The organism is Roseibium litorale, from assembly GCF_014842915.1.
Taxonomy (GTDB): Bacteria; Pseudomonadota; Alphaproteobacteria; order Rhizobiales; family Stappiaceae; genus Roseibium; species Roseibium litorale.
In genome coordinates, this window is the sequence record NZ_JACYXI010000009.1 from 162,889 (window position 1) to 184,433 (window position 21,545).

The 21,545-nt window shown below is 60.4% G+C and carries 14 protein-coding genes and 1 pseudogene; 8 read left to right on the forward strand and 7 right to left on the reverse strand.

From position 1 onward, the window contains the following. Window positions 1–11: 11 nt before the first annotated feature. The 4 genes from IG616_RS14930 to IG616_RS14945 all read right to left on the reverse strand — a co-directional run bounded on the left by IG616_RS14930 (window position 12) and on the right by IG616_RS14945 (window position 4,696). The gene (locus IG616_RS14930; RefSeq protein WP_192148953.1) at window positions 12–824 is read right to left on the reverse strand and encodes an SDR family NAD(P)-dependent oxidoreductase; all 813 of its coding nucleotides are present in this window, start codon (window positions 822–824) and stop codon (window positions 12–14) included. Between the two features lie 25 nt (window positions 825–849). Continuing rightward, window positions 850–2,037, reverse strand: coding sequence for a capsule biosynthesis protein (locus IG616_RS14935; RefSeq protein ID WP_209007545.1), 1,188 nt, complete (start codon window positions 2,035–2,037; stop codon window positions 850–852). 118 nt (window positions 2,038–2,155) lie between these two features. Then, window positions 2,156–3,532 carry a capsule biosynthesis protein gene (locus tag IG616_RS14940; RefSeq protein WP_209007547.1) on the reverse strand — a complete coding sequence of 459 codons (1,377 nt, stop codon included), beginning with the start codon at window positions 3,530–3,532 and terminating at the stop codon, window positions 2,156–2,158. Window positions 3,533–3,562: 30 nt separating this feature from the next. Beyond that, window positions 3,563–4,696, reverse strand: a complete 1,134-nt coding sequence (locus tag IG616_RS14945; RefSeq protein ID WP_192148955.1) for a polysaccharide biosynthesis/export family protein — start codon at window positions 4,694–4,696, stop codon at window positions 3,563–3,565. Window positions 4,697–4,956: 260 nt separating this feature from the next. Between IG616_RS14945 and IG616_RS14950 the strand changes: the two genes are divergently transcribed. The 4 genes from IG616_RS14950 (at window position 4,957) to IG616_RS14965 (ending at window position 13,959) form a co-directional block, all read left to right on the forward strand. Next, entirely contained in the window at window positions 4,957–6,147 is a 1,191-nt protein-coding gene (locus IG616_RS14950; RefSeq protein WP_192148956.1) for an AGE family epimerase/isomerase, read from the forward strand. A 106-nt stretch (window positions 6,148–6,253) separates the two neighbouring features. Continuing rightward, on the forward strand, window positions 6,254–7,165 hold the full coding sequence (folD, locus tag IG616_RS14955; RefSeq protein ID WP_192148957.1) for a bifunctional methylenetetrahydrofolate dehydrogenase/methenyltetrahydrofolate cyclohydrolase FolD: 912 nt from the start codon (window positions 6,254–6,256) through the stop codon (window positions 7,163–7,165). 294 nt (window positions 7,166–7,459) lie between these two features. Continuing rightward, window positions 7,460–9,382 carry an autotransporter assembly complex protein TamA gene (locus IG616_RS14960; protein ID WP_209007549.1) on the forward strand — a complete coding sequence of 641 codons (1,923 nt, stop codon included), beginning with the start codon at window positions 7,460–7,462 and terminating at the stop codon, window positions 9,380–9,382. A 230-nt stretch (window positions 9,383–9,612) separates the two neighbouring features. Next, window positions 9,613–13,959 carry a translocation/assembly module TamB domain-containing protein gene (locus IG616_RS14965; protein ID WP_192148958.1) on the forward strand — a complete coding sequence of 1,449 codons (4,347 nt, stop codon included), beginning with the start codon at window positions 9,613–9,615 and terminating at the stop codon, window positions 13,957–13,959. 13 nt (window positions 13,960–13,972) lie between these two features. On the opposite strand, the gene IG616_RS14970 is transcribed toward IG616_RS14965, so the two are convergent. Both IG616_RS14970 and IG616_RS14975 read right to left on the reverse strand, forming a co-directional pair. Continuing rightward, window positions 13,973–14,983 (reverse strand): Ldh family oxidoreductase, encoded by a 1,011-nt coding sequence (locus IG616_RS14970; protein ID WP_192148959.1) that lies wholly within the window; start codon window positions 14,981–14,983, stop codon window positions 13,973–13,975. A gap of 130 nt (window positions 14,984–15,113) precedes the next feature. Then, on the reverse strand, window positions 15,114–17,918 hold the full coding sequence (locus IG616_RS14975; protein WP_192148960.1) for an EAL domain-containing protein: 2,805 nt from the start codon (window positions 17,916–17,918) through the stop codon (window positions 15,114–15,116). Between the two features lie 24 nt (window positions 17,919–17,942). On the opposite strand from IG616_RS14975, the gene IG616_RS23160 reads away from it, so the two are divergent. Next, the gene (locus tag IG616_RS23160) at window positions 17,943–18,311 is read left to right on the forward strand and encodes a hypothetical protein (protein ID WP_246476260.1); all 369 of its coding nucleotides are present in this window, start codon (window positions 17,943–17,945) and stop codon (window positions 18,309–18,311) included. A gap of 306 nt (window positions 18,312–18,617) precedes the next feature. Here IG616_RS23160 and IG616_RS23165 read toward each other — a convergent pair. Beyond that, a pseudogene (locus tag IG616_RS23165) lies at window positions 18,618–18,857 on the reverse strand (FecR family protein); the annotation flags it as partial. Window positions 18,858–19,496: 639 nt separating this feature from the next. Here IG616_RS23165 and IG616_RS14985 point away from each other — a divergent pair. From IG616_RS14985 to IG616_RS14995, 3 genes are all read left to right on the forward strand, one after another. Continuing rightward, the gene (locus IG616_RS14985; protein WP_192148961.1) at window positions 19,497–20,075 is read left to right on the forward strand and encodes a YceI family protein; all 579 of its coding nucleotides are present in this window, start codon (window positions 19,497–19,499) and stop codon (window positions 20,073–20,075) included. 101 nt (window positions 20,076–20,176) lie between these two features. Continuing rightward, the gene (locus IG616_RS14990) at window positions 20,177–20,761 is read left to right on the forward strand and encodes a cytochrome b (protein ID WP_192148962.1); all 585 of its coding nucleotides are present in this window, start codon (window positions 20,177–20,179) and stop codon (window positions 20,759–20,761) included. A 77-nt stretch (window positions 20,762–20,838) separates the two neighbouring features. Further along, window positions 20,839–21,417, forward strand: coding sequence for a YceI family protein (locus tag IG616_RS14995; RefSeq protein WP_192148963.1), 579 nt, complete (start codon window positions 20,839–20,841; stop codon window positions 21,415–21,417). Window positions 21,418–21,545 lie beyond the last annotated feature (128 nt).

Here is a 21,545-nt window from a genome sequence, read left to right on the forward strand (position 1 = left end):
AGAGCCGCATCTCACTCCGGAGTGCGGCTCTTGTTGTATCTGGGGTCCGGCTCGATCTCGGCAGCAAAACCTCCCATGAAGAGGTCGCCCAGCACCGGCGGTAGCAGGTTCTGGAGCCGGATTCCCATCGCAAGCAGAAACGGAAAGGCATAGAAGGCACGGCGCGCCTCAATGGCGCGGCGCATCTTGCGTGCAGCCTTTTCCGCACTCATCTCAAAGGGCTTTGCCCCCTTGTGGCGGGCCGACATGGGGGAGGTAACGAAGCCTGGGCATATGATCGTGACCCGGACGCCAAAAGGCTTCAGCCAGCCCCTGAGCGAATGGCCATAAGCGATCAGGGCTGCCTTGGAGGAACTGTAACTCGGCATGTCTGGCAAGGCCCGCATACCTGCCAGAGAAGCAACCAGCACGATCTGCCCCCGCCCCCTGAGCCGCATGGCCTCGACCACGCCGGTGACCGCGTTGACCGCGCCCCGGTAGTTGATATCCAGCTGCCGGTCCGCATCCTCGTCGCTCTCGCGGCTGCGGTTCGGACCGAGGCCAGCCGTCACTCCTGCATTGGCAATGATGAGATCCACCGGGAAACGCGTGCCGAGCTCTTCCAGAAAGCCGTGCAGGGCATCCCGGTCGCGCACATCGATGACAGCGGTCTCCGCCTCCCCCCCCTTTGACCGGACAAGCCCGGCAAGAGCCTCAAGCTTGACCGCGTCACGGGCAATCAAAGCGAGCCGGATACCGGGCGCTGCATATTCGGCCGCCAGGGCTTCGCCGATCCCGCCACTGGCACCGGTCAGAACAATGGTCTTGAAATCACTTCCGGCCATCTATTCTGCCTCCTGCTGATTGTTTTTAAAGAGGAACGCCAAGAGCACGGGCAGCGTCAAGACGCGGTGGCGGTTCCACGAAAGCTCCCGGCTCATTAACGCTGAGATCGAGCACGCGCCGGGCCAGATTGTCAGCTGCCACTTGCGTACCCTGCCTGCAGTGAATGGAACCCCGGATCTGGATCGTGCCCGCGATCGCCTTCAGGTAGGCCGCAAGCAGGTCCTCATCAGGCGTTCCAGGCTCGGTCCAGAACGCATCCAGCGCGCCCTGATAGGTCAACCCGTCCACTGAATAGTGGGCAGGTACGAGCGTCTTGACCGGCACTCCGGCCTGAATGGCTTCAAGGCCTGCCGTCGAGTTCAAGGTGACCAAACCCGCGGCCTGTTCAAACAGGCTATCAAGGCGCCCGCCGTCCAGAAACAGAACCCGGCCAGAAAGACCATGGTGTGCAGCCAGCCCCTCAACGGTCTGAGGCCAGTTCTCGAACCCGGCGTCCAGCGGATGGGTCTTTAGAACAAGTTTGCTGTTCCGGGGTGCGGCCTTTGTGAAGGACGCAAAGACCGTATCAATCACCTCAGCGAAGCTCTTGTAAGGAGAATGGGCGCGAAGCTGGAAGTCCCCCTCCAGCTGTAGCGGCAGGACGAAATAAGGACAGCCCTCTGCCTTCAGATGCTCAATCTGGCGGGCAACAGCCTGGTTCCGCCGGCTGGCCCGGAGCATGCGCCAGCCACCCTTGATATATTCCAGAATCGGCGGATAGATCGTGTGCCGCTGGTAATGCGGATAAAGGAACCAGAGGAACTCGTTGGCGAGGTTGTAGAGCACATCCGGCACGATCTCGAGATAGGCAGACTTGGGATACGCCGGCGTGAAATCAACCTCTCCCACCCTATCCGCGATGGCCCTGATCTGACCGGGATCGGACGGAAACCGGCTGAGCGTTGCAAGCCCTTCCCGCTCCAGACTCATCCAGCCAGAGCGCAGCAGGCCCAACTCCGTGACGAACACGCGGATGCCCCTTGCCTGCGCCGCCTCGATGGCGGCCTTGTGATAGGTCCTTTGATCCGCGTGGCAGATCAGATCGGTGATCTGGTTGCTGTCCATGAAATCCGCAGCAAAGGCGCCAAACTGTGCCGGCTTCCCCTTATAGGAAACGCAGCCCTCGCCGTGCCAGTGCAGCCAATCGCCAAGACACAGATTGATCCGGAACACGCTGCAACCTGCGGCCTTCAACCGGCTGCCAGCCAGCCGGAAAAAAGGAGATAACGGTCCCTGGAGGAACAGGATACGGCGATCCTGTGTCCAGTGATCTGAAACGGATGATCCTAGCCTACGGTAGCCAGGCATGGGTCCAGCGCTCTGTCTTGACCGGATCAGCCATCTGCTCGGCGAAGGTCGTCCGGATACCTTTGTGCTGGGCCTTTTCCAGGCGCGGCGGATATGTGCACAATGCGCCAGGAAGGTTCACCCGGCCGTAGGCAAGACGGCGCGCCATGGCATAGGCGCCTGCACGGCGTCCCTTATCCGTATAGAAACAGCCCTTGACCTGAATGGTCGCAGCCAGGAGCCGTTCGAGCGCCTCCAGAAGCTCCTGATCCGGACGGCTGCCATCTCTCCAGAATTCGTCGATCGGCTTCTGGCAGGTCAGCCCTTCAATATCATACATGGCAATGCCCAGAACCTTTGTGGGGCAGCCAACGCGCAGGGAGTGAAGACCTGTGGTCGAATTGATGGTCAAGGCGCCGGCAGCATTGCGCAGCAGAATGTCGAGATTGCCACCGTCAATCAGATAGACTCGCTTCTTAACCCCATAACGGCGGGCAATCGTCTTGACGATCTTCCGCCAGGGCTCGATGCCGTTATCGAGCGGGTGAACCTTGAACACAAGGCGCGAAGCGACCGGGGCAGCCTTGGCAAATGAGCGGATGACCTCTTCAGCAGCTTCCGCGATGTGATCGAACGGCGAATTGTAGCGGAGCTGATAATCACTCTGCAGCTGAAGCGGGAACACGTAATAGGGGCAGCCCGCCGCAATCACATCATCGATGAGATGCGCAGCGATCCGGTCACGGTTCTTGGTAAATGCCAGCCGCGACAATGCATTCAGATAATCAGCTAGCGGATGATAAAACCTGTCCCGGCGATAGCGCGGATAAAGGAGCGGGAACAACACGTTGGACATGTTGTAGACCACTTCCTGAAAGGCCTCCTGCCCAAAAGAGAACTTGTATCGCGGCACCAGATCGACCGCTGGAAGCCCTTTGGCCGCGCTCAGGATCTGCCCGGGGTCATTGGGAAAATGAGAATGGGCGGACATCCCCACCCGTTCCAGCGTGATCCAGTCAGGGCGCAGATAGCCGAATTCATAGGTTGAACAGGTCAGCCCCAGTCCCGCACCCGTTTCGGCGGCAGCCACATGATAGGGCACCCGGTCCGCATAATAAACGAGATCAGTGACACCATTCTTCTTACAGAAGTCTTCGAAAAAAGCAGGCCAAGCCTCAAGGCTGCCACGATAGTTCGTGCAGCGGTGGTCATGCCAACCGAGCCAATCGCCCGGACACAGGTTGATTCTGAGTGTCCGGCAACCCATCAGCTCCAGCTCATCGGCCACCGTGCGCGCAAATATTCCTGGTGGCCCCTGCAGAAACAGGAAGACCTTCTTCGAAACGCCTTCTGCCGCCATCGACTTTCCAACCTCACGCAAGAGTACCAGCCTCCTGCAATACTGCTAGCCTTAATCGGTCAGATTGTTGACCGTTGCCACGTTGGATAACAGGGGCGCGATGATCTGCAGGAACTTGCCGAGTTCCGCAGTGGGATGATTTGCGACGTAGAGAATGTCTTTGTCGCGCATCTCGAAGAACCGGGCGAGGAAGAAACCACTCGGGTCACGCAAATCAAGTCTATAGACCACCGGTACGGTTTGATGCGGAGACATGGACTGAGCTATCTCTGGACGCAGATTCCGTACCAGATTGGTATCTTCATAGCGGAACAGGAAGATACCCGCAGCATCTGCCTTGTTATCGTTCAGACCACCCACCGTTGCAAGTGCTTCAGCGAGCGTAACACCTTTTGTCTTGAAGGGCACAAGCTGACTGGACTTCACGGCCCCAAACGCAGAGAAGGTCCGGGGATGATGGGACAGAAGAATATTGTCACCAGGTGCAATACGGACGTTGTTTTCCGGAAAGTCGATAAGCTGTTCCAGACGGGTTGTTCCCGAGCGGTTTCCACGCTTCAGGGTAACTTCCGTCTCATAGGTCGCTTGCCGTGACCCGCCCGCAGTGGCCACGATGTCAAGCAGACGCGTATCCCTCAGAGGCAGCGGATACACGCCAGGCTTCATCACGTCACCAACAACAACGGCCGTTGCGCTCAGCTTCTCACCAAGCGTAACGAGGACCTGAGGCTCAACCGCTTTCCCGACGAGCTCCTTCTGGATTGACTGGCGAAGCGCTTCGACACTCAAACCCGCAGCCCGGACACGGCCAGCATAGGGCACAAAAATGTAGCCGGTCTCATCAATCACTGCGGGGATCTGCCCTGCCCCCCCTTTTCCGCCGGAAGAAAACAGACCGTCTTGGGAGGCTTCCCAGATGGAAACCATCAAAGTATCCCCGACGCCAAGAAGGGTGCTCGCCCCTCCGGCACCAACGCCGCGGAACTGATTGGCAAACGCCAGAGGCCGATACCCTTTGATCGCCTCGATATTCTGTTTGCTTATCGGAATAAATGTGTAGTCGCTCGCCGACGAGCCAGCTTCGACTTCGTCCGAGGTTATGCTGATCGCAGCGGGACCTTCGCTAGGTAAAGCCCCGCAGGCACCAAGGGTCAAGCACAGCGCGGCAACAACTGAAAATCTCATCTGAATCCCATTCCACCAGCAATTGGCGCCTTGTTAGCACGCCCTCTGCGACCCTGTCCAAGAATGCGCACGATTTAATTGCCGTTCCTACAGCCTTGTGGTTGATCGGCCACAGTTGACGCTGAAAAGTTTAAGGAAATGCCATCATTCCGCAGTTTCGGCAGGGACTTGGCTGGAGCTGTTGAAATTTGGGATAACAGGAAACAGAAGAATCGCTTTTATCCACACAAGGCGCTTTCACGCAGAAATTAGGACAGGTCATGAGCAGCACTACGCAGCCCTCAACCCCGGCAGACGGCTTTCGATCCTCAACTGGCAAGCTGAAGGATTGGCTTCTGACCAATGCTCTTCCCTGCTGGCAGGAACTTGGTCTGGACAAGAGCCACGGCGGCTTTCATGAAGCTCTTGAACTGGGTACCGGCCATCCGGCGGACATGCCCAAGCGGGCCCGCGTTCAACCACGCCAGATCTACAGCTTCATCGAGGCCGGACGCCTTGGCTGGCAGGGCCCTTGGCAGACGATCGCGCGGCAGGGCCTTGATTGGTTCCGGGTCAGCTACCGTCTTGAAGGAGGCACCGTCGCCGCATCCGTTTCGGCTGATGGCAGCCATCAGGACCCGGCCTTCGACCTCTACAATCAGGCTTTCGCTCTTTTTGGTCTTGGCCAGGCGGCCAGCGTCTTCGAAGACCAGAAGGAAGCGCTTCTTCAAGAGGCAAGAGACCTCCTGGCTTACCTGCGCGCTCATTACGCTCACCCTGAACGCGGTTTCCGGGAAGCAAACCCGGACAAGCTTCCCCTGTGCTCAAACCCGCATATGCATATGTTCGAGGCCGCTCTTGCTCTCAGCGAAGTTGACCCCTCCGGCCCCTGGGCAGCCCTTGCGGATGAGATCGCCACTCTGGCCATGACCCGCTTCATTGACAAGGAGAATGGCGGGTTGCGGGAGTTCTTCGCCTTGGACTGGTCGCCGATGCCGGGAGACCTTGGCCGCGTCATGGAACCAGGCCATCAGTTCGAATGGGCATGGCTGTTGGCCAAATGGGGGGACCTCCGCAACAATTCCGAAGCCATTGCGAAAGCCCGCAGACTTTATGAAATCGGGATGACTTACGGCATATGCCCGCAGAGACAGGTCGCGATCATGGCCCTGAACGATGACTTTTCCGTCCGCGATCCGCTCGCCCGCCTCTGGGGGCAGACCGAATGGATCAAGGCGGCGGCTCAACTCGCGGTTCAGTCAGAGGGGGAAGAGCGGGACGCTTACCTCAAGGATGCGGTTCAGGCTATCGACGCGCTCTTTGTCTACTTCGATGTGTCTCCCCGCGGCCTGTGGCGCGACAAGCTTCTGGCGGACGGAAGCTTCAAGGAAGAACCCGCTCCAGCCAGCTCCTTCTACCACATCATCTGCGCCATCGCCGAGGCGGACCGGGTAAGCTCCCTGATCAAGTGACAGGCAAGCCGCAGCGGGAAAGCGGTCGAAAGTACAGAAACAGGCTTTTCCGCAGCGGCGGCTCTTTCTATAGAGAGCACTTCAAAACCACGGCAAGGAAACTGACATGTCGGAAGCCAGGATCATTGATGGCAAGGCCGTTGCGGAATCGGTCCGCGACGAGATCTCGGCGCGCTCCGCAGCGCTCCTCCAATCCAGCGGCATCCGGCCCGGACTGGCCGTGGTGCTGGTTGGCGAGGACCCTGCCAGCCAGGTCTATGTCCGCAACAAGGACCGGACGGCGGAAGCGTGCGGCTTTCATTCGGTCAAGCACACGCTGGCAGCCGATACGCCGGAGGCCGACGTCCTGGCGCTCGTGGACAAGCTCAACAATGATCCGGCCATTCACGGCATTCTGGTGCAGCTGCCCCTGCCCCGTCACATTGACGAAAGCAAGGTGCTGCGGCTGATCAAGCCGGAAAAGGACGTGGACGGGTTTCATCCTGTCAATGTCGGCTTGCTCACTGCAGGCGAGCGCTCTACCGCCCTCGTTCCCTGCACCCCCGCAGGCAGCCTCGTTCTGCTGAAGCGGACACTGGGCGCAGACCTGTCCGGTATGAACGCGGTCGTTATCGGCCGCTCCAACATCGTCGGCAAACCGATGGCTAGCCTCCTGCTGCAGGAAAACTGCACGGTCACCATCGCTCACAGCCGCACCCGGGACCTGCCGGCCGTTGTCCGGGCCGCGGATATCGTTGTGGCCGCTGTTGGCCGGCCCGAGATGGTGCGTGGCGGCTGGATCAAGCGGGGCGCAACGGTCATCGATGTCGGCATCAACCGCCTGCCCGCTCCGGAGCTCGGCGAAGGCAGGAGCCGTCTGGTGGGCGATGTTGCCTTTAAGGAAGCCGTTCAGCACGCTGGCGCCATCACCCCGGTTCCAGGTGGCGTGGGGCCAATGACCATTGCCATGCTGATGGTCAACACGCTCACAGCTGCCCGCCGGCAGCTGAACCTGCCGGAAGAAGATTCCCTTTTCTGACCCCAAATTACTGCCTGACAGCACGCTGCAGCAGGCACGGTTGTCTTGAAACCTGTTCCATGATCTACAGTTTCCTCAGGGTCTCTTAACCAAGAGGCACTAGGTTTGAACGTGGGATGGGTGCCGGGATCTGCCGGATTTCTTTGGTTTTTCCGCTTGTTTGAATGTGCGGAACGAACCTCTTTTGGCAGGCCCCTCTGTTTCGAAGCACCTCAAAACAGGCGGCAGTTTGTGAGTTGTCTACCGTCTCCTTCGCCCGGACCCAGGTCCGGCGGCCGGCAGTTTGGAGACCTCTTGCGCCCCTTGCGCAAGGGAATGATGAAGTGCGCCCTCACGCTTGGCGTATCCTTGGCCGCCATGCTTGCAGGCCTCAGCGCCCCCTCTTCTACAGCTCAGGCCTTCGAGCTGTTCGGCATTCATCTTTGGGGCCAAAAGACCGATACATCCCAGCAGGTTCCTGATCCGATCGACTATACGGTCCGCCTGGATATGAGCGAGACGGACACCAAAAGCCTTCGCGAAGATCTGGAAGCCGCCTCCACACTGTTCACCCGCAGTGATCAGCCTCCTTCAGGGGAAGCCGGACTGATCTCCCGCAGCCTGAGCGATCTGGACCGGCTCGTGGCGCGGCTCTATGCGCATGGCCTCTATGGCGGCATCGTTGATATCACCTTGAACGGGCGCCCCCTGCAACAGGCACTTGAAACCGGCGACATCCCCGGCAGCCGTCCGGTCGAGACAATCATCACCGTCAGTCCCGGTCCCGAATTCACGTTCGGCCAGATTGCTTTCAAGGGTGACCTGCCGCCACAGGACGAAGGGTCAGAGACCTCCTTCGGACTGGTTTCCGGTGAAAGGGCTGCTTCCACCCGCATTCTCTCCGCCGAGCAGAAGATGGCGCTTGCCCTCAAGAAACAGGGCTATCCGAAAGCAGAAGTCTCGGGCCGGGACATTGTCGCGGATCACGCAACGAAGAAGCTGGACGTGACGCTGACGGTTGCCACAGGCCCGCGCGCCCGCTTCGGTGCGGTTTCCGTCAAGGGCACGGACGTGACCGAGCCGGACTTCGTGATCAGCCAGGCCATGATCCCGGTGGGAGAAACCTATTCGCCCGACGCTTTGGAAGCTGCCCGCAAGCGGTTGAACGAACTCGGGATCTTCTCCTCCATCCAGCTTGTGGAAGGCGATGTCGACCCGGCCACGGGCGATATGCCGATCACGATCGAGGTGACCGAGCGCAAGCGGCATGTGATTGGTGCGGGCGCCACCTGGTCAAGCTCGGAAGGGTTTGGCGTCGAGGCCTATTGGCGCCGGCGCAATCTGTTCGGCCGCGGTGAACTTCTCTCCATCGAAGGTTCCGCAGGCCATATCGGCGATGCCGGTGCCGACGACATGGAATACGCGGCCCGCATTGCGCTGGAAAAGCCCGGTGTCTTCGGCCCCCTGACGAAATTCACGACGAGCCTCGGCGCCAAGCAGGAAGTGCCGGACGCCTACAAGAGCCGCTCGGTGACCCTGGACGGGTATCTTTCGCGGACCTTCACTGACACATTGACAGGCCGCGCTGGCGGGGAGGTCTTCTTCGCCGACGAGGAAGATGCCTATGGCAAGGACAGATACCTGCTTGTCGGCATTCCTGCCGATCTGACCTTCGACAACCGGGATGACAAGCTGGACCCGTCAAAGGGCATCTATGCGGCGCTTGCCATCGAGCCTGCCTATGACACGCTGCAGTCCCATGCGATGTTCTTCGTCAAGGGAACGGCTTCCAGCTATGTCGCCCTGGACGAGGCCAAACGGTTCATTCTGGCTGGCCGTGTCAGCGCGGGCAGCATCATTGCCCCCTCCGTTGATGCTGTTCCGGCCACCCGGCGCATGATTGCGGGCGGTGGCGGCTCAATCCGCGGCTACGCCTATCGCAACGTCGGCCCGCGCCTCAACGGCACAGTTACAGGTGGGCGCAGTCTTGTGGAAGCCTCCGCCGAGCTCCGGGTCAAGATCACCGGCACATTGGGTGTGGTTGCCTTTGTCGACGCGGGCAATGCCTATAGCGATAGCATTCCGGATTTCTCGCAGCCGCTCAAGATCGGCACAGGCATCGGTTTGCGTTACTACACACCCATCGGCCCGCTGCGGGTGGATCTGGCCATGCCGCTCGATCCGGATAAGGACGATCCGGATTACGCGCTTTATGTGGGCCTGAGCCAGGCCTTCTGAGGGAAACCCACTCTCACAGGTAAAGCTGTGACCTGCCCTAGAGTAAAGTCGCTCGATAAGCCAGGGTATTCGAAACAGGGTGGCAGACAGGTATCGCCGGAGCGCAACCTCAACTGGATGCCATGTCCGGCCCCTAAGCTTTATGTTGCCCCCGTCCTTAATTGTCCCATACCTATGGGTTAAGGCTCAAACTGGCGAATCCGACGTTGAGGACCGTTTTGAAAAGACTTTTGAAAAGCCTTCTCTGGCTTCTGGCAATTCTGATTGTTCTCCCGGTTCTGCTTCTGGCCGCTCTGCAGGTGCAGACCGGACGCACGCTGCTGTCTTCCCTCGTCTCGGATCTCGCCTCTTCCGGGGACATGAAGATCACCATCACCGACCTCGGCCTGAGCTGGGGTCTTGATGCCCGTGCCCGCTCCGTTGCCATTGCCGACCGGGAAGGCCAGTGGCTGAGTGTCAACGGTGCCGAAGTTCTCTGGTCTCCCCTTGCCCTTTTGGGCGGACGGGTCGAGATCAACTCTGTCTCCGTCGACGATATTTCCATTGCGCGCGCGCCTCTGCCCGCAGCAACCAGCGAAGACACCGCAAAGGACACAGCCTCCAGCGGCTCGTTCCCGATCCTGCCCGGTGACCTCAAGGCTCTGCGCATCAACCGGATCGCGTTGGGCGCGCCGCTTCTTGGAGAAGCTATTGAACTGATGGCCAGTGGATCGGCAGCCCTTGCCCGCAGCCCGCTTGAAGTCAGCGGCGCGCTTCATGTTGCCCGGCTTGGCGGTGAGGAAGGCACGATTGACGCAGATGTCGCCTTCCTGCCGGATGCCGAAACGCTCCGCTTCGACCTGACCGTTGCTGAGCCGCGCGGCGGCCTCGTTGCCCGGCTTGGCACCATGCCCGGACTACCCGCCGTCGATTTCAAGCTGACCGGCGATGGTCCCCTGAGTGACTGGACCGCGAAGCTTTCCGCGGCCCTTGATGGCCGCCAGACGCTGAGCGGCACGGCCCGCCTGACCGAGAACGCCACCGGACGCCAGCTGAGCGCGGACCTGAATGGCGAACTCGCACCGCTGCTGCCGGACCTTGCCAACGCCTTTTTCCTTGGCACGACAAATCTGAAGCTGACCGCCGGTCTGTCCCAGGATTTCATACCTGAAACCGGACAGATGGATCTGAGCACCCAGACGCTGCGTCTTTCCGCCGATGGCCGGTTTGATCCGGCGACAAGCCAGATCGATGTCCGCTCCTCTCTTCATGCCGGGGCGGACGACGGCAACCTGATCGCGCTGGATCTACCGGAACGGCGGGTGGTCTTCGGCCCGGTCCAGAGCGATATAACGCTCAAGGGCACGCTTGAGAGTGCCAGCTGGTCGGCAAAGGTCAATGCGGCCCAGCTCGGCACCACGGAAGGAAAGACAGAGCAGGTCACGCTTGACCTGTCCGGCCAGTCTGCGGACCTGAGACCCGAAGCGCTCACCTCCGACTTCGCGCTCGAGCTTTCTGCGAGCGGCATCGCCTTGGCCGATCCCGCACTTGCGGCCCTGGGCGGCACAATTGCTCTGTCTGCCAAAGGAACGCTCTCGGGCACAGAACAATCGGCAACCCTTGCAGAAGGGGCATTGACCTCGCACCTGCTGGCGCTGACCCTTGGCGAAACCCGGCTTTCCCAAGACAAGGTGACAAGCCAGGGCACACTGCGCATTGATGATCTGGCGCGTCTGTCCAGCCTTACCGGACAACAGCTCTCCGGCGGACTGACCAGCAGCTTTACCGCAGATCTGGACCCGCAGGCGCTCGCCGGAACGGTCACACTGGATGCAAGCGGCCGGAACCTTGCCGCCGGCATCGATGCGCTTGACGCGCTGCTGACCGGAGACACCAGCCTGAAGGTTGAAGCTGCTGCCAATGGTGCCAGCGACATGACGCTCACCTCCTTCACGCTGGCGTCCTCCGGCCTTCAGGCCTCTGGCTCCGGCTCGCTCAAGGATGGCAACGTTGCGGCTGAAGTCGAAGCAGCGCTGAATGACCTTTCCAAGGTCGACCCGCAAGTTGAGGGAGGCCTGTCCCTGACAGGTTCCGTGGATGGTGTTCTGGATGGCCCGGCGTTCAAGGCAGACCTCAGCTCTGAAAAGCTGACCCTTGCTGGAACGCCCGTGGACGGTCTGACCCTTCACGCGGAAGGCGTCGCCTCCGCCCTCTCGCCGGAAGCCAATGTGACACTGAACGGCTCTATGAAGGGGGCCCCTCTCAAGCTTGATGCGGTGCTCAAATCCGAAAACGGGGTGGCCAGGATCGATCCTGTCTCCGCGGATATTGCCGGCAACAAGCTCAGCGGCCAGTTCCAGATCATGGACCTTGCAAACGCTCTTGAGACGCTGAAGGGCCAGCTGAAAATCGACGCGCCGGTTCTGGCCAGCCTGTCTCCTCTGGTTCTTACCGAGATTGCTGGAGCGCTCGAAGGATCGCTCAATATTGCTCGGCAGGGCAGCGGCCCTCAGACCGTGCAGATCGACCTCAGCGGGTCCGGCATCAAGGCCGAAGGAAATTCTCTCGACAAGCTTTCCCTGAAGGCAACGGCGCGGGATCCCTTTTCCGTGCCGAAGATTGACGGCGACCTGGTCGCCGAGGGGCTGATTGCGGGGTCGACACCGGTCCGCAAGGTCACGTTGAAAGCCAGCAGCCATGGGCCGGAAACCGTCTTTGACACTACGGTGGACCTTTCCGCAGATGGCAGAGGCATGGATGGGCTGAAGGCGGCCGGGTACTTGACCCAGCTCGACAACGGCGGTTTCCGCATCGGGCTCGACAAGCTGGACGGGAGCTATCAGCGCCTTCAGACCAAGCTCAAGGCACCAGCGGAAATCACCTATGCGGATGGCAGGGCGACCCTTCAGGCGTTCGCGCTTTCCCTCGGCTCCGGAGACCTGAGCGTCAGCGGCACGGCGGGAGACCAGTTGAACCTGAAGGCTCAGTTGAACGCGGTTCCCCTTTCGCTTGCCAATGCCTTTGCACCGCAAGTTGGGCTTGGCGGCACGCTGTCCGGGACCGCGACGGCGACCGGTCCAGCCGCCTCGCCCGCCGCCACCTGGTCGGTGACGGCATCTAACCTGACCGCAGCAGTCCTGCGCCAGCAAGGGCTGCCTGCGATCAACGTCACAAGCTCCGGCAAGATGGCAGGACAAATCGTAACCCAGGAAACACGGGTCACGGGTCCGGATGGCCTGGCGGTGTCCATCAACGGCACTGTTGGTGCCAAGGCGCCCTTCCCGCTGCGCCTGTCGGTGGATGGAAATGCGCCGCTGGCCTTTGCCCGTTTGCCGCTGATCAAGGCAGGCTTTCGCGGTTCAGGCAGCTTCGCGATCACCGGCACGGTCGGCGGAACGGCAACAGCTCCCACCTATTCCATCTCGGCCCGCCCGAGAGAGATTTCCCTGACCGATCTCGCCAGCTCACTCACCTTGCAGAACGTGACCGGCAGCGTTGATGCCACCCAAACTGGCGTGACGCTCTCAGCCCTCCGGGGCGAGATTGCCGCAGGCGGATCCGTCACCGTTTCCGGCACTGTCGGCCTTGGAGAGGGCCTGCCAGCCAATATCGACATCCGCGCCGATCAGGCCCGCTATATCGATCCAGGTCTGGTCAATGCGGTTCTGGACGCGACACTCAAGATCGAAGGGCCGCTGTCGTCGAGCCGTGAGGCCATGCTGGTCTCCGGCAAGGTGGCCTTGAACAAGGCGGACATCACGATCCCCGAAACGCTCCCGGGCTCGATTTCGCCTGTCGCCATCCGTCACGTGAATGCGCCCAAGGCCGTGCGCCAGCAGGTCAGCGAGTTGCGCGGAGACACCGGTGCCGGTAACAGCTCTGCTGGTCCTGCAAACCAGTCCCCCCGTCTGGACATCGCGGTCTCCGCACCTGGCCGCGTGTTCGTGCGCGGGCGCGGCATTGACGCCGAACTTTTCGGCGACCTGACCATCCGCGGAACGGCAGACGCACCGCAGGCCATCGGCGGCTTCACTCTCCGGCGCGGGCTGATCGATATCCTCACCCGGCGCCTGACTTTCTCCCGCGGGCTGGTGACCTTCAATGGCACCCTGACACCCGCCCTCGACTTCCTGGCGACCTCGTCCATTTCCAGCACCACGGTAACGGTTGCGGTGAACGGCTATGCCAGCGATCCGGCGATCAGCTTTTCTTCTTCGCCGGAACGGCCACAGGATGAGGTGCTCGCTCTCTTGTTGTTCAACAAGGAAATGGGGACCTTGTCCCCAACCCAGATTGCCCAGCTTGCAGCCGCCATCTCGACCCTGACCGGAGGCAGCGACAACGGCCCGCTGGCCCAGTTGCGAAAGTCCCTGGGGCTCGATGCCATCGACATCGACACGAGTGGCTCCGATGGTCCGACCATCGGCGTCGGCAAGTACATCAATGACAATATCTACCTCGGCGTCGAGCAGGGCACGTCGGACGGCAACAGCCGGGTCAAGGTTGACATTGATCTCAACCGCGGGCTCAAGGTCCGCGGCGAGGTTGGGGCCAATGGCTCATCCAAGGCCGGTATCTTCTTCGAGAAGGAATACTGAGCCACCAGCAGGCTCAGTTTCCGCCCGCGAGCGCCCTGATCTCGGCAAGGATCGGGCCGGGAATGAGAAGGCCTTCGTGCCCTGCCTTTTCCCGCAGGCCGAAACGCTTGCTGCCGGGAACACGCGCGCCTTCTGCGCCTTCAACGGCGGCCATGAGTGTGGCGATCCGCTCACCATAGGCGCCAAGAGACGACAGTCCCGGATCGATCGCGATGATAACCTGGCCAAGATCCGGAGCCTCGCCTTCTCCGTTGAAGAGGCTTGAACTTTCAAAGCCGAGACTTGCCCCAACGAGGCAGGCGCCGAGCACTTCGATCATCATGGCAAGGGCCGCGCCCTTGGCCTCTCCGATCGGAACCATGGTTCCGGCCATGGCGGCGGTGGCATTGGTGGTCGGGTTGCCGTCCACATCCAGCGCCCAGCCTTCCGGAATGGCGCTGCCGGTCTTTTCCGCTGCCATGATCTTGCCTCGGGCGACCTTGGAGACCGCAAGGTCAATCACCAGCGGCTCACCGCCCGGAACCGGCGCGCCGAAGGCAACCGGATTGGTGCCAAAGAGCGGCTTGCTGCTGCCCCAGGGGGCGATGGACTTGGTGGTGTTGCCGAAGACGAAGTTGACCAGCCCCCTGGTGGCCAATGCCTCGCAATGAGCACCCCCTTGGCCGAAATGGTGGGACCTTGCCACCACAGCCATTGCAATCCCCTGAGACCTTGCGAGTTCCGGCAGGGCCTCGATGGCCATCTCAAAGGCAGGATAGGCAAAGCCGAGACCCGCATCAATGCGCAGAATGCCGGGCGCGGTCTTTTGCATTTCCGGTTTGGCAAAACCGTTGACCTTGCCGGTTCTGGACTGAGCTGCATAGGAAGGGACGCGTGAGAGGCCATGGCCGCTTTGCCCCGAGGCTTCTGCGGCCACAAGGGCACGGGCAACGCTGGCAGCATTTTCAGCACTGGTCTTGCTGGCAACGAGGGCGGAAACGATCAGGTCATGCGCCTCTTGCAGGGAAAGTCTGTTGTCGGACATGGATCTCGGCAGTCAGTCGAAAAGGAAGGACCGTGTTGATACCACGGCACAACCGCCCGGGCGAGACCATCCTTTCAGCGCTTGCGGAAGCAGACTGCCGGAAAACTAGGCGAGAAAATCAGGCGGGAGATCAGGCAGCCTCCCGCAGCCTGCGCGCCAATTCCTCCGATGACATGGGCCGCCCGAAAAGGAAGCCTTGACCGATATCGCACCCCAGCTCAATCAGCTGTTTCTGCTGCGCCGGGTGCTCGATCCCCTCTGCCACAACATTCATGCCGAAACTTGCGGCGAGGTCGACCACTGTGCAGATGATTGCCGCCTGAGCGGGATCCTCGCAGACCCTGTCGACAAAGCTCTTGTCGATTTTGATCTTGGTGAAAGGAAACCGGGGGATGTAGCCCAGCGACGAATAGCCAGTGCCAAAGTCATCCAGCGCCAGGCCGCAGCCGAGCCGGTTCAAAGCCATGATCTGTTCGGAAACACTGTCCCCGCCCTGGATGAAGAGCGACTCCGTCAGTTCGAGATCAAGACCCGCTGCCGGAAATCCGCTTCGCGACAGAGCGTCGCTGACCGCGTTCGCCAGTTCCCCGTCCGTGAATTGGACAGCCGAGACATTGACGGCAAGCCTCAACTTCCGGGGCCAGCTTGCCGCATCCAGCGCCGCCTGACGGAGCATCCACACGCCGAGCTGCCGGATCTGTCCGCTCTGTTCAGCGATCGGAATGAACTCTGCCGGAGAAATATAGCCGAACTCCGGATGGTCCCACCGCATCAGCGCCTCGGCACCAATAATCCGGCTTGTCTTAAGATCTACAAGTGGTTGATAGACTGCCCGGATACGGCCCTGCGGCAACGCCTTTGCAAGGTCCAGTTCAAGGCGCCGGCGGCGCTCGAACATCACATGCATGGACGGTTCGAAGCGGACCGGCAGACCTCCGCCAAGCTTCCGGGCAAAGGAAAGGGCTGCTCCCGCGTCTCTCAAGGGAACTGCAACGTCCATCTCGTCCGTGTCAACCAGGCAGTATCCAAGTGTGATACCGGAGTGGATCCGGCTGCCCTCAAGCTCATACTCAGCCTCCAGTTCCTCAACCAGCCGCGCTGCTGTTCTGACAACATACGTCTCGTCCGGCTCGTTCCAGACGCAGGCAAGGCAGTTGTCTCCAATGGTTGCCAGAAATGCTCCCTCGCCAGCAGCCTGAGCAAGCCGCGAGGCCGCAGCCCCGCGCAGGAGATCCCCGAAGGAAAAGCCAAGGGATGCCACCGCCTCGTCCAGATCATCAAGCGAGATCAGTGCCAGGCTGAAGACACCGGAGACGTCCTCTCCTCCCCCACACAGGCGCTGCAGCTGCTCTTCCAGCCCAAGCCGGTTTTGAAGACCGGTCACCGGATCATGGCTTGCCAGATAGCCAAGCCGGTCCATGGCCTTGCGCTGCATGGTCACATCGCGGCAGGTCAGAATGGCGAGGCTGACTTCCTGGGTCTGACTGCTGAGCCGCCCCTTCAGCACATCCACCTGGGACATGGGCGTCACCACATATTCAACGACCTTGCGGGCAGTCTCCCCGCCGCCCGCTTCCACTTCCTGCCGGACCGGAAGCCAGTCCTGCTGAGGGCCGCTGCTCAGCACCTCCTCGAGATCCGTCCAGATCTGCTCCGGGACCACTGTCCGGAGGCATGTGCCCGGCTGGAGATCTTCTCCCCAAATTGCCCGGGCGGAGCGGCTGGCAGCCCGGACGATGCCCCCCTCGTCAACCAGAACGATCCCGTCAAAACTGTCTTCAAGAACACGCGAAACAAGTCGGCGGTTGTTCTGATTATGGATTTCCGTCACCCGCAAAAGAATCCGGTGCACCCCAACCTGGCGCAGAGCCAGACCTGCAGCGAGAACTAGAAGGGCCAGTTGCGCACAGGCGGTTTGCGGGAGAACCGGTGTCCGGGACTGAAGGATCAGTGCGGCAGCTTCCATCATGGGCGAAAGGCACAACAGCAGTGCCAGCCTGACGCGCCAATCGACGTTCCGCAGCGCCAGGACGCCCAGACCGAGAGCCAGCGCAGCAAATAGAAAAAAACCTCCCCCTGCCGGGATGAGAGCCCGGTCCTGGGCAATGGATTCTGCTGCGAGAGCCTGGATCATCCCTCCGGATAGAATGCCATGGACCGGGACAGAAAACAGATCCCGCAATTCCTGGGCACTTGCAGCAATCAGGACTTTCTTGCCGGCGACCTGACCGGGATCAAACCTGCCGTTGACAACATCCGTCGCGGAGAGGGTCCCGAAGCCCGAAATGTCGATGCTGTAGTCGATCCAGAACGTGGCGCCGGGAGCTCCGCTTTTCCCGCCGATCAGGGCGGCAAGGGAGGGAATGGCTTCCCCATCGATTGTCTCTCCCCACTCGGCGCGCCAGACCGCTCCATCCTTTTCGATAGGAACCATGACCGTCGCGGGCCAGGCATGCTCGAGAAACCGGGGCAGAGGCCAGCTGACCAGCATGGGATCCGTTTTGCTGGATTGCAGGTCAGGCACCTGGCGGAAAACGGCGAGATCAACCGCGCCGTCCGCCCGCTTCAGCATCGCCTCGAAATAGGCATCGTCCACCGCGTTGGAGGCGCTGCTGAAATCGATATCGAAGCCAATTTCAGCGGCTCCGGCATTCAGCAGAATATCGGTCAGTTGCCCGTGAATACGGCGCGGCCATGGCCAAACACCAACCTCGGAGAGACTGCGTGCATCGATATCGACGATCACCACATTTCCCGTCGCCGGCCGGTCCAGCAGCGCAAAGCGTTGCTTGGATAAAAACCGCTCCACAGCGGGAAAGCCGCTGGTGAAATGACCGCACACCACTGCCCCCAGCAGCAAAGCAACAATTGCCAGCTGCAAGAGAGACCCCAAACGAGTCATGCTGGTCCAGTTGAGCGGAGGATAGCGCTTCATAATCAAGTCAGGCGCATCAAATCAATGGCTGAACTTCGGGAGAGGTCACGAGATCTAGCCACCATTCTTTCCGTTGCTATTTCCGTTGCCATTACCGTTCCCATTTCCGCCTGCATTGCCGTTCCCGTTGCCACCGGCGTTGCCATTGCCGTTGCCACCGGCGTTGCCGTTACCGTTGCCGCCAGCGTTGCCGTTGCCATTCCCTCCGCCGTTGCCACCGGCATTGCCGTTACCGTTGCCACCGGCATTGCCGTTCCAATTGCCGTTGCCGTTGCCGCTTCCGTTACCATTGCCGTTGCCACCGGCATTGCCATTCCCATTGCCGCCAGCGTTGCTATCGGAGTTCCCCTTGTCGTCCCCTCTTCCATCGCGGCTGGCGGATCGTCCAGTTGAATTCGAAGACCTTGAGAAAGACGGCTCAGAGGAAGTGGCAGCCGTTGACTTATTGGCTTCCGCTGGTGCCGCAGGGATATTGGCAACGGCAGGCGTCTGAAAGACAGGAGCCTTTCTGGGACCCGGACGCACAACAGGTTTGACCGCGCCGTTGACCTGAAGACCAACGGCTTGAGCCGGAGCGGTCGCTGCGCTTTGCCCGGCCGCAAGATCCGTCTGCTGCCCGGATGCAAAATCACGCACGCCGACAACACCCCGTTCGACGGCTATATCCGCGCGGGTTTTTCCGACCTTTACGGTGAACTTCGTTCCCTTGACCACCGCAGCCAGGAAAGGTGTCTCCACGGAAAAATGCGGGCGCGCCCTTTTCGCGACATCGACGGTTACCGTTCCCGACGTCTGCAAAACGGTCGTGAACTCCTGATTGCTGCGGTATTTGGAGATCACGAATGTCGTATTGGGACCGACAAGTATGCTCTCTTGCCCGCGCTCGACCATCGCCCGGCCATTACGGGTCGCAAGGGTCAGTCCAGGGTCAAGCTCCATTCCTGCACGGGCACGATAGGGCTCGATACCCGGAGCCACGAGATAGACGGTCCCTGACACGCGCTTCAAGGACCAGCCGGATGCCCGACCAGGAGTTGCGCCGGCTGTGACCGCAAATAGAAGAAGTGAAAGAGCACCCAGACAGGAGACCAGCGAAGCCCCTTTTCCTGATCTGCGGAAGACCTGCCGCCCGCTCTCACGCGATCGTGATCCGTGAACATCGATCCAGAAGACCGGTATTATTCTCGAGCGTGCCAGACCACTCAGAGCTCTCAGCGTAAGATAGGACACGGCAACTCCAATACATGATCGTTTCCCGGCTCAACATTACTCTGCAAGATTTAACTACTAGTGAAGTCTAGAAAGCCTCTCGCGCAAGACATCAGCGAATTGGCTTGCCCCTAAAATTTCCTGATAAAAATCCTGTTATTTTTATTTAATCTCAGCTCCAGCTCTCCTTTACCGGCAGCGCTCAGAGGCCGTTAGCACGCCTTTTTGTGGACAAATTTTCCGATATACCGGCCACTGTTCACTTAATGTGAACAGAACGTCAAATTGCATCCTGTACGGATTTTACTATTTCTGCAGCGATGGCGCTGATCCCCAGCGCAGGAACACACTGTTTCACGAGGACCACACATGATCCGCATTGCCTCTTCCGCCCTGGCTCTGGCTCTTCTCACCGGCGCCGCCATGGCCGATCCGGTTGCTTATGACTTCGACAAGTCCCATGCCATTCTTGCGTTCTCCTATAATCATCTGGGCTACTCCACGACCGAAGGCGTGTTCCGTGACTGGAATGGTGAGCTGAACATCGACCAGGACAATCCGGCGAACTCCTCCGTTTCCTTCACCATCGACATCAAGTCCATGGACACCTTCTGGGCCGAGCGCAACAAGCACTTCCTGAGCGCTGATTTCTTCGATGCCGAAAAGTTCCCGGAAGCTGCCTTTAAGAGCACCAGCGTCGAAAAGACCGGTGACAACACTCTGAAAGTCACCGGCGACCTGACCATCAAGGACATCACCAAGCCGGTGACACTCGATGTGACGGTAAACCAGCTGGGCGAACACCCGATGGCCAAGGTTCCGGCTGCCGGCTTTGATGTTACCGGCGTCATCAAGCGCTCCGACTACGGTATGGACATGTATGTGCCTTACGTCGGCGATGAAGTGACCGTTCACTTCAACGGCGAAACCACCCAGGCTGCGAAGTAACAAGACTCAGCCGGCCAGCTTTCTCCTCCCGGAAAGCTGGCCGGCTGATCAGATTGCCCCACCCCAGCCCTTTCCGCTGGGCGTTTCGAAAGTGACGCACAATGATCCGGAACACGGCCACCGGCTACGGCCTGATTGCCATCGCCTTTCACTGGACCATGGCCCTTTTGATCGCCGGCATGCTGGCGCTGGGGCTGTACATGACCTCTCTGCCGCCGACCGCTGCTGACACCTTCTGGTACTATCAGCTGCACAAGTCCTTTGGCTTTGTCGTGCTGGCGCTTGCAGTTCTTCGTCTTGTCTGGCGCGTGGTCAATCCCGCTCCCAAACTGCCATCGGGCATGTCCGCCTTCGAGAAGTTTCTGGCGCATGCCGGGCATACCGGGCTCTACGGCCTGATGCTCGCCCTGCCGCTGACCGGCTGGATCATGGTGTCGGCTTCACCCTGGAACATTCCGACAGTGCTGTTCAACACGCTTCCCGTTCCGCATCTGCCGGTTCCGGCCTTCCTGGGAGACAAGCCCGCGGCCGAAGCCCTGATGAAAGAGCTTCATGAAAATGGCGCGTGGCTGCTGATTGCCTTGCTCGTGGCGCATATTGCCGCGGCGCTCAAGCACCATTTCCTGTCCAGGGACACCACCCTGCAGCGCATGATTTCGACCCGTCCCGCCCGCGCAAACGGCTGAGACACGACGGCCCGGATGTTTCCTTCCAAGCATCCGGCCAAACACCGTTAAAAGACCTGCCTTACGAGGTTACCCGCATGCCTACCCCGCTGATCACCCGCATTTCCCGCACCCTTTCCGCTCTGGCCGTGACCAGCGCGATTGCCTTTGCCGGCGCACCTGCCATGGCCGCCAGCTGGACCGTCGATCCCGCAAAGAGCACTGTTGGCTTCTCTGTTGCCCAGGGCAACGAGACCATCACGGGCACCTTCAAGGACTGGACAGCGGATATCGATTTCGATCCGCAGAACCCGGAAGCAGCGACCATCAAGGCCACGATCAAGACTGGCTCGGCCGGGACCGGCAACGGCCAGTTTGACGCCATGCTGCCGTCCGCAGACTGGTTCAATGCCGAAGCCATGCCGGACGCCACGTTCGAATCCTCCAAGGTCACAGCTCTGGGCGGCGACACCTACCGGGCAGACGGCACCTTGACCATCAAGGGCATCAGCCAGCCCGCCACGCTCGACTTCAAGCTGGAGATCGACGGCACCACCGCCCACGCCACCGGCACGGCCTCGGTCAACCGCCTGGCCCATGAAGTCGGCACCGTTGTCGGCAAGTCCCAGATCGCCGACACGGTCGCCGTGACCATAGACCTGACGGCAACGGAGTAAGGTTTGAGGGCCCGGAAAGGGCCATTTCAAACCATCCGTTCCCTTCGACGAAATGAGGCAGCCGGAACGCTTGGCGTGACCGGCTGTTTTCGCGTAAAGAATGCGGCCATAACCTGATGGCGCGCTGC

Coding starts and splice junctions, on each gene's coding strand:
- IG616_RS14930 (WP_192148953.1), bottom strand. CDS start 824: ATGGCCGGAAGTGATTTCAAGACCATTGTTCTGACCGGTGCCAGTGGC.
- IG616_RS14945 (WP_192148955.1), bottom strand. CDS start 4,696: ATGAGATTTTCAGTTGTTGCCGCGCTGTGCTTGACCCTTGGTGCCTGC.
- IG616_RS14950 (WP_192148956.1), top strand. CDS start 4,957: ATGAGCAGCACTACGCAGCCCTCAACCCCGGCAGACGGCTTTCGATCC.
- folD (WP_192148957.1), top strand. CDS start 6,254: ATGTCGGAAGCCAGGATCATTGATGGCAAGGCCGTTGCGGAATCGGTC.
- IG616_RS14970 (WP_192148959.1), bottom strand. CDS start 14,983: ATGTCCGACAACAGACTTTCCCTGCAAGAGGCGCATGACCTGATCGTT.
- IG616_RS14975 (WP_192148960.1), bottom strand. CDS start 17,918: ATGAAGCGCTATCCTCCGCTCAACTGGACCAGCATGACTCGTTTGGGG.
- IG616_RS23160 (WP_246476260.1), top strand. CDS start 17,943: ATGGCTGAACTTCGGGAGAGGTCACGAGATCTAGCCACCATTCTTTCC.
- IG616_RS14985 (WP_192148961.1), top strand. CDS start 19,497: ATGATCCGCATTGCCTCTTCCGCCCTGGCTCTGGCTCTTCTCACCGGC.
- IG616_RS14990 (WP_192148962.1), top strand. CDS start 20,177: ATGATCCGGAACACGGCCACCGGCTACGGCCTGATTGCCATCGCCTTT.
- IG616_RS14995 (WP_192148963.1), top strand. CDS start 20,839: ATGCCTACCCCGCTGATCACCCGCATTTCCCGCACCCTTTCCGCTCTG.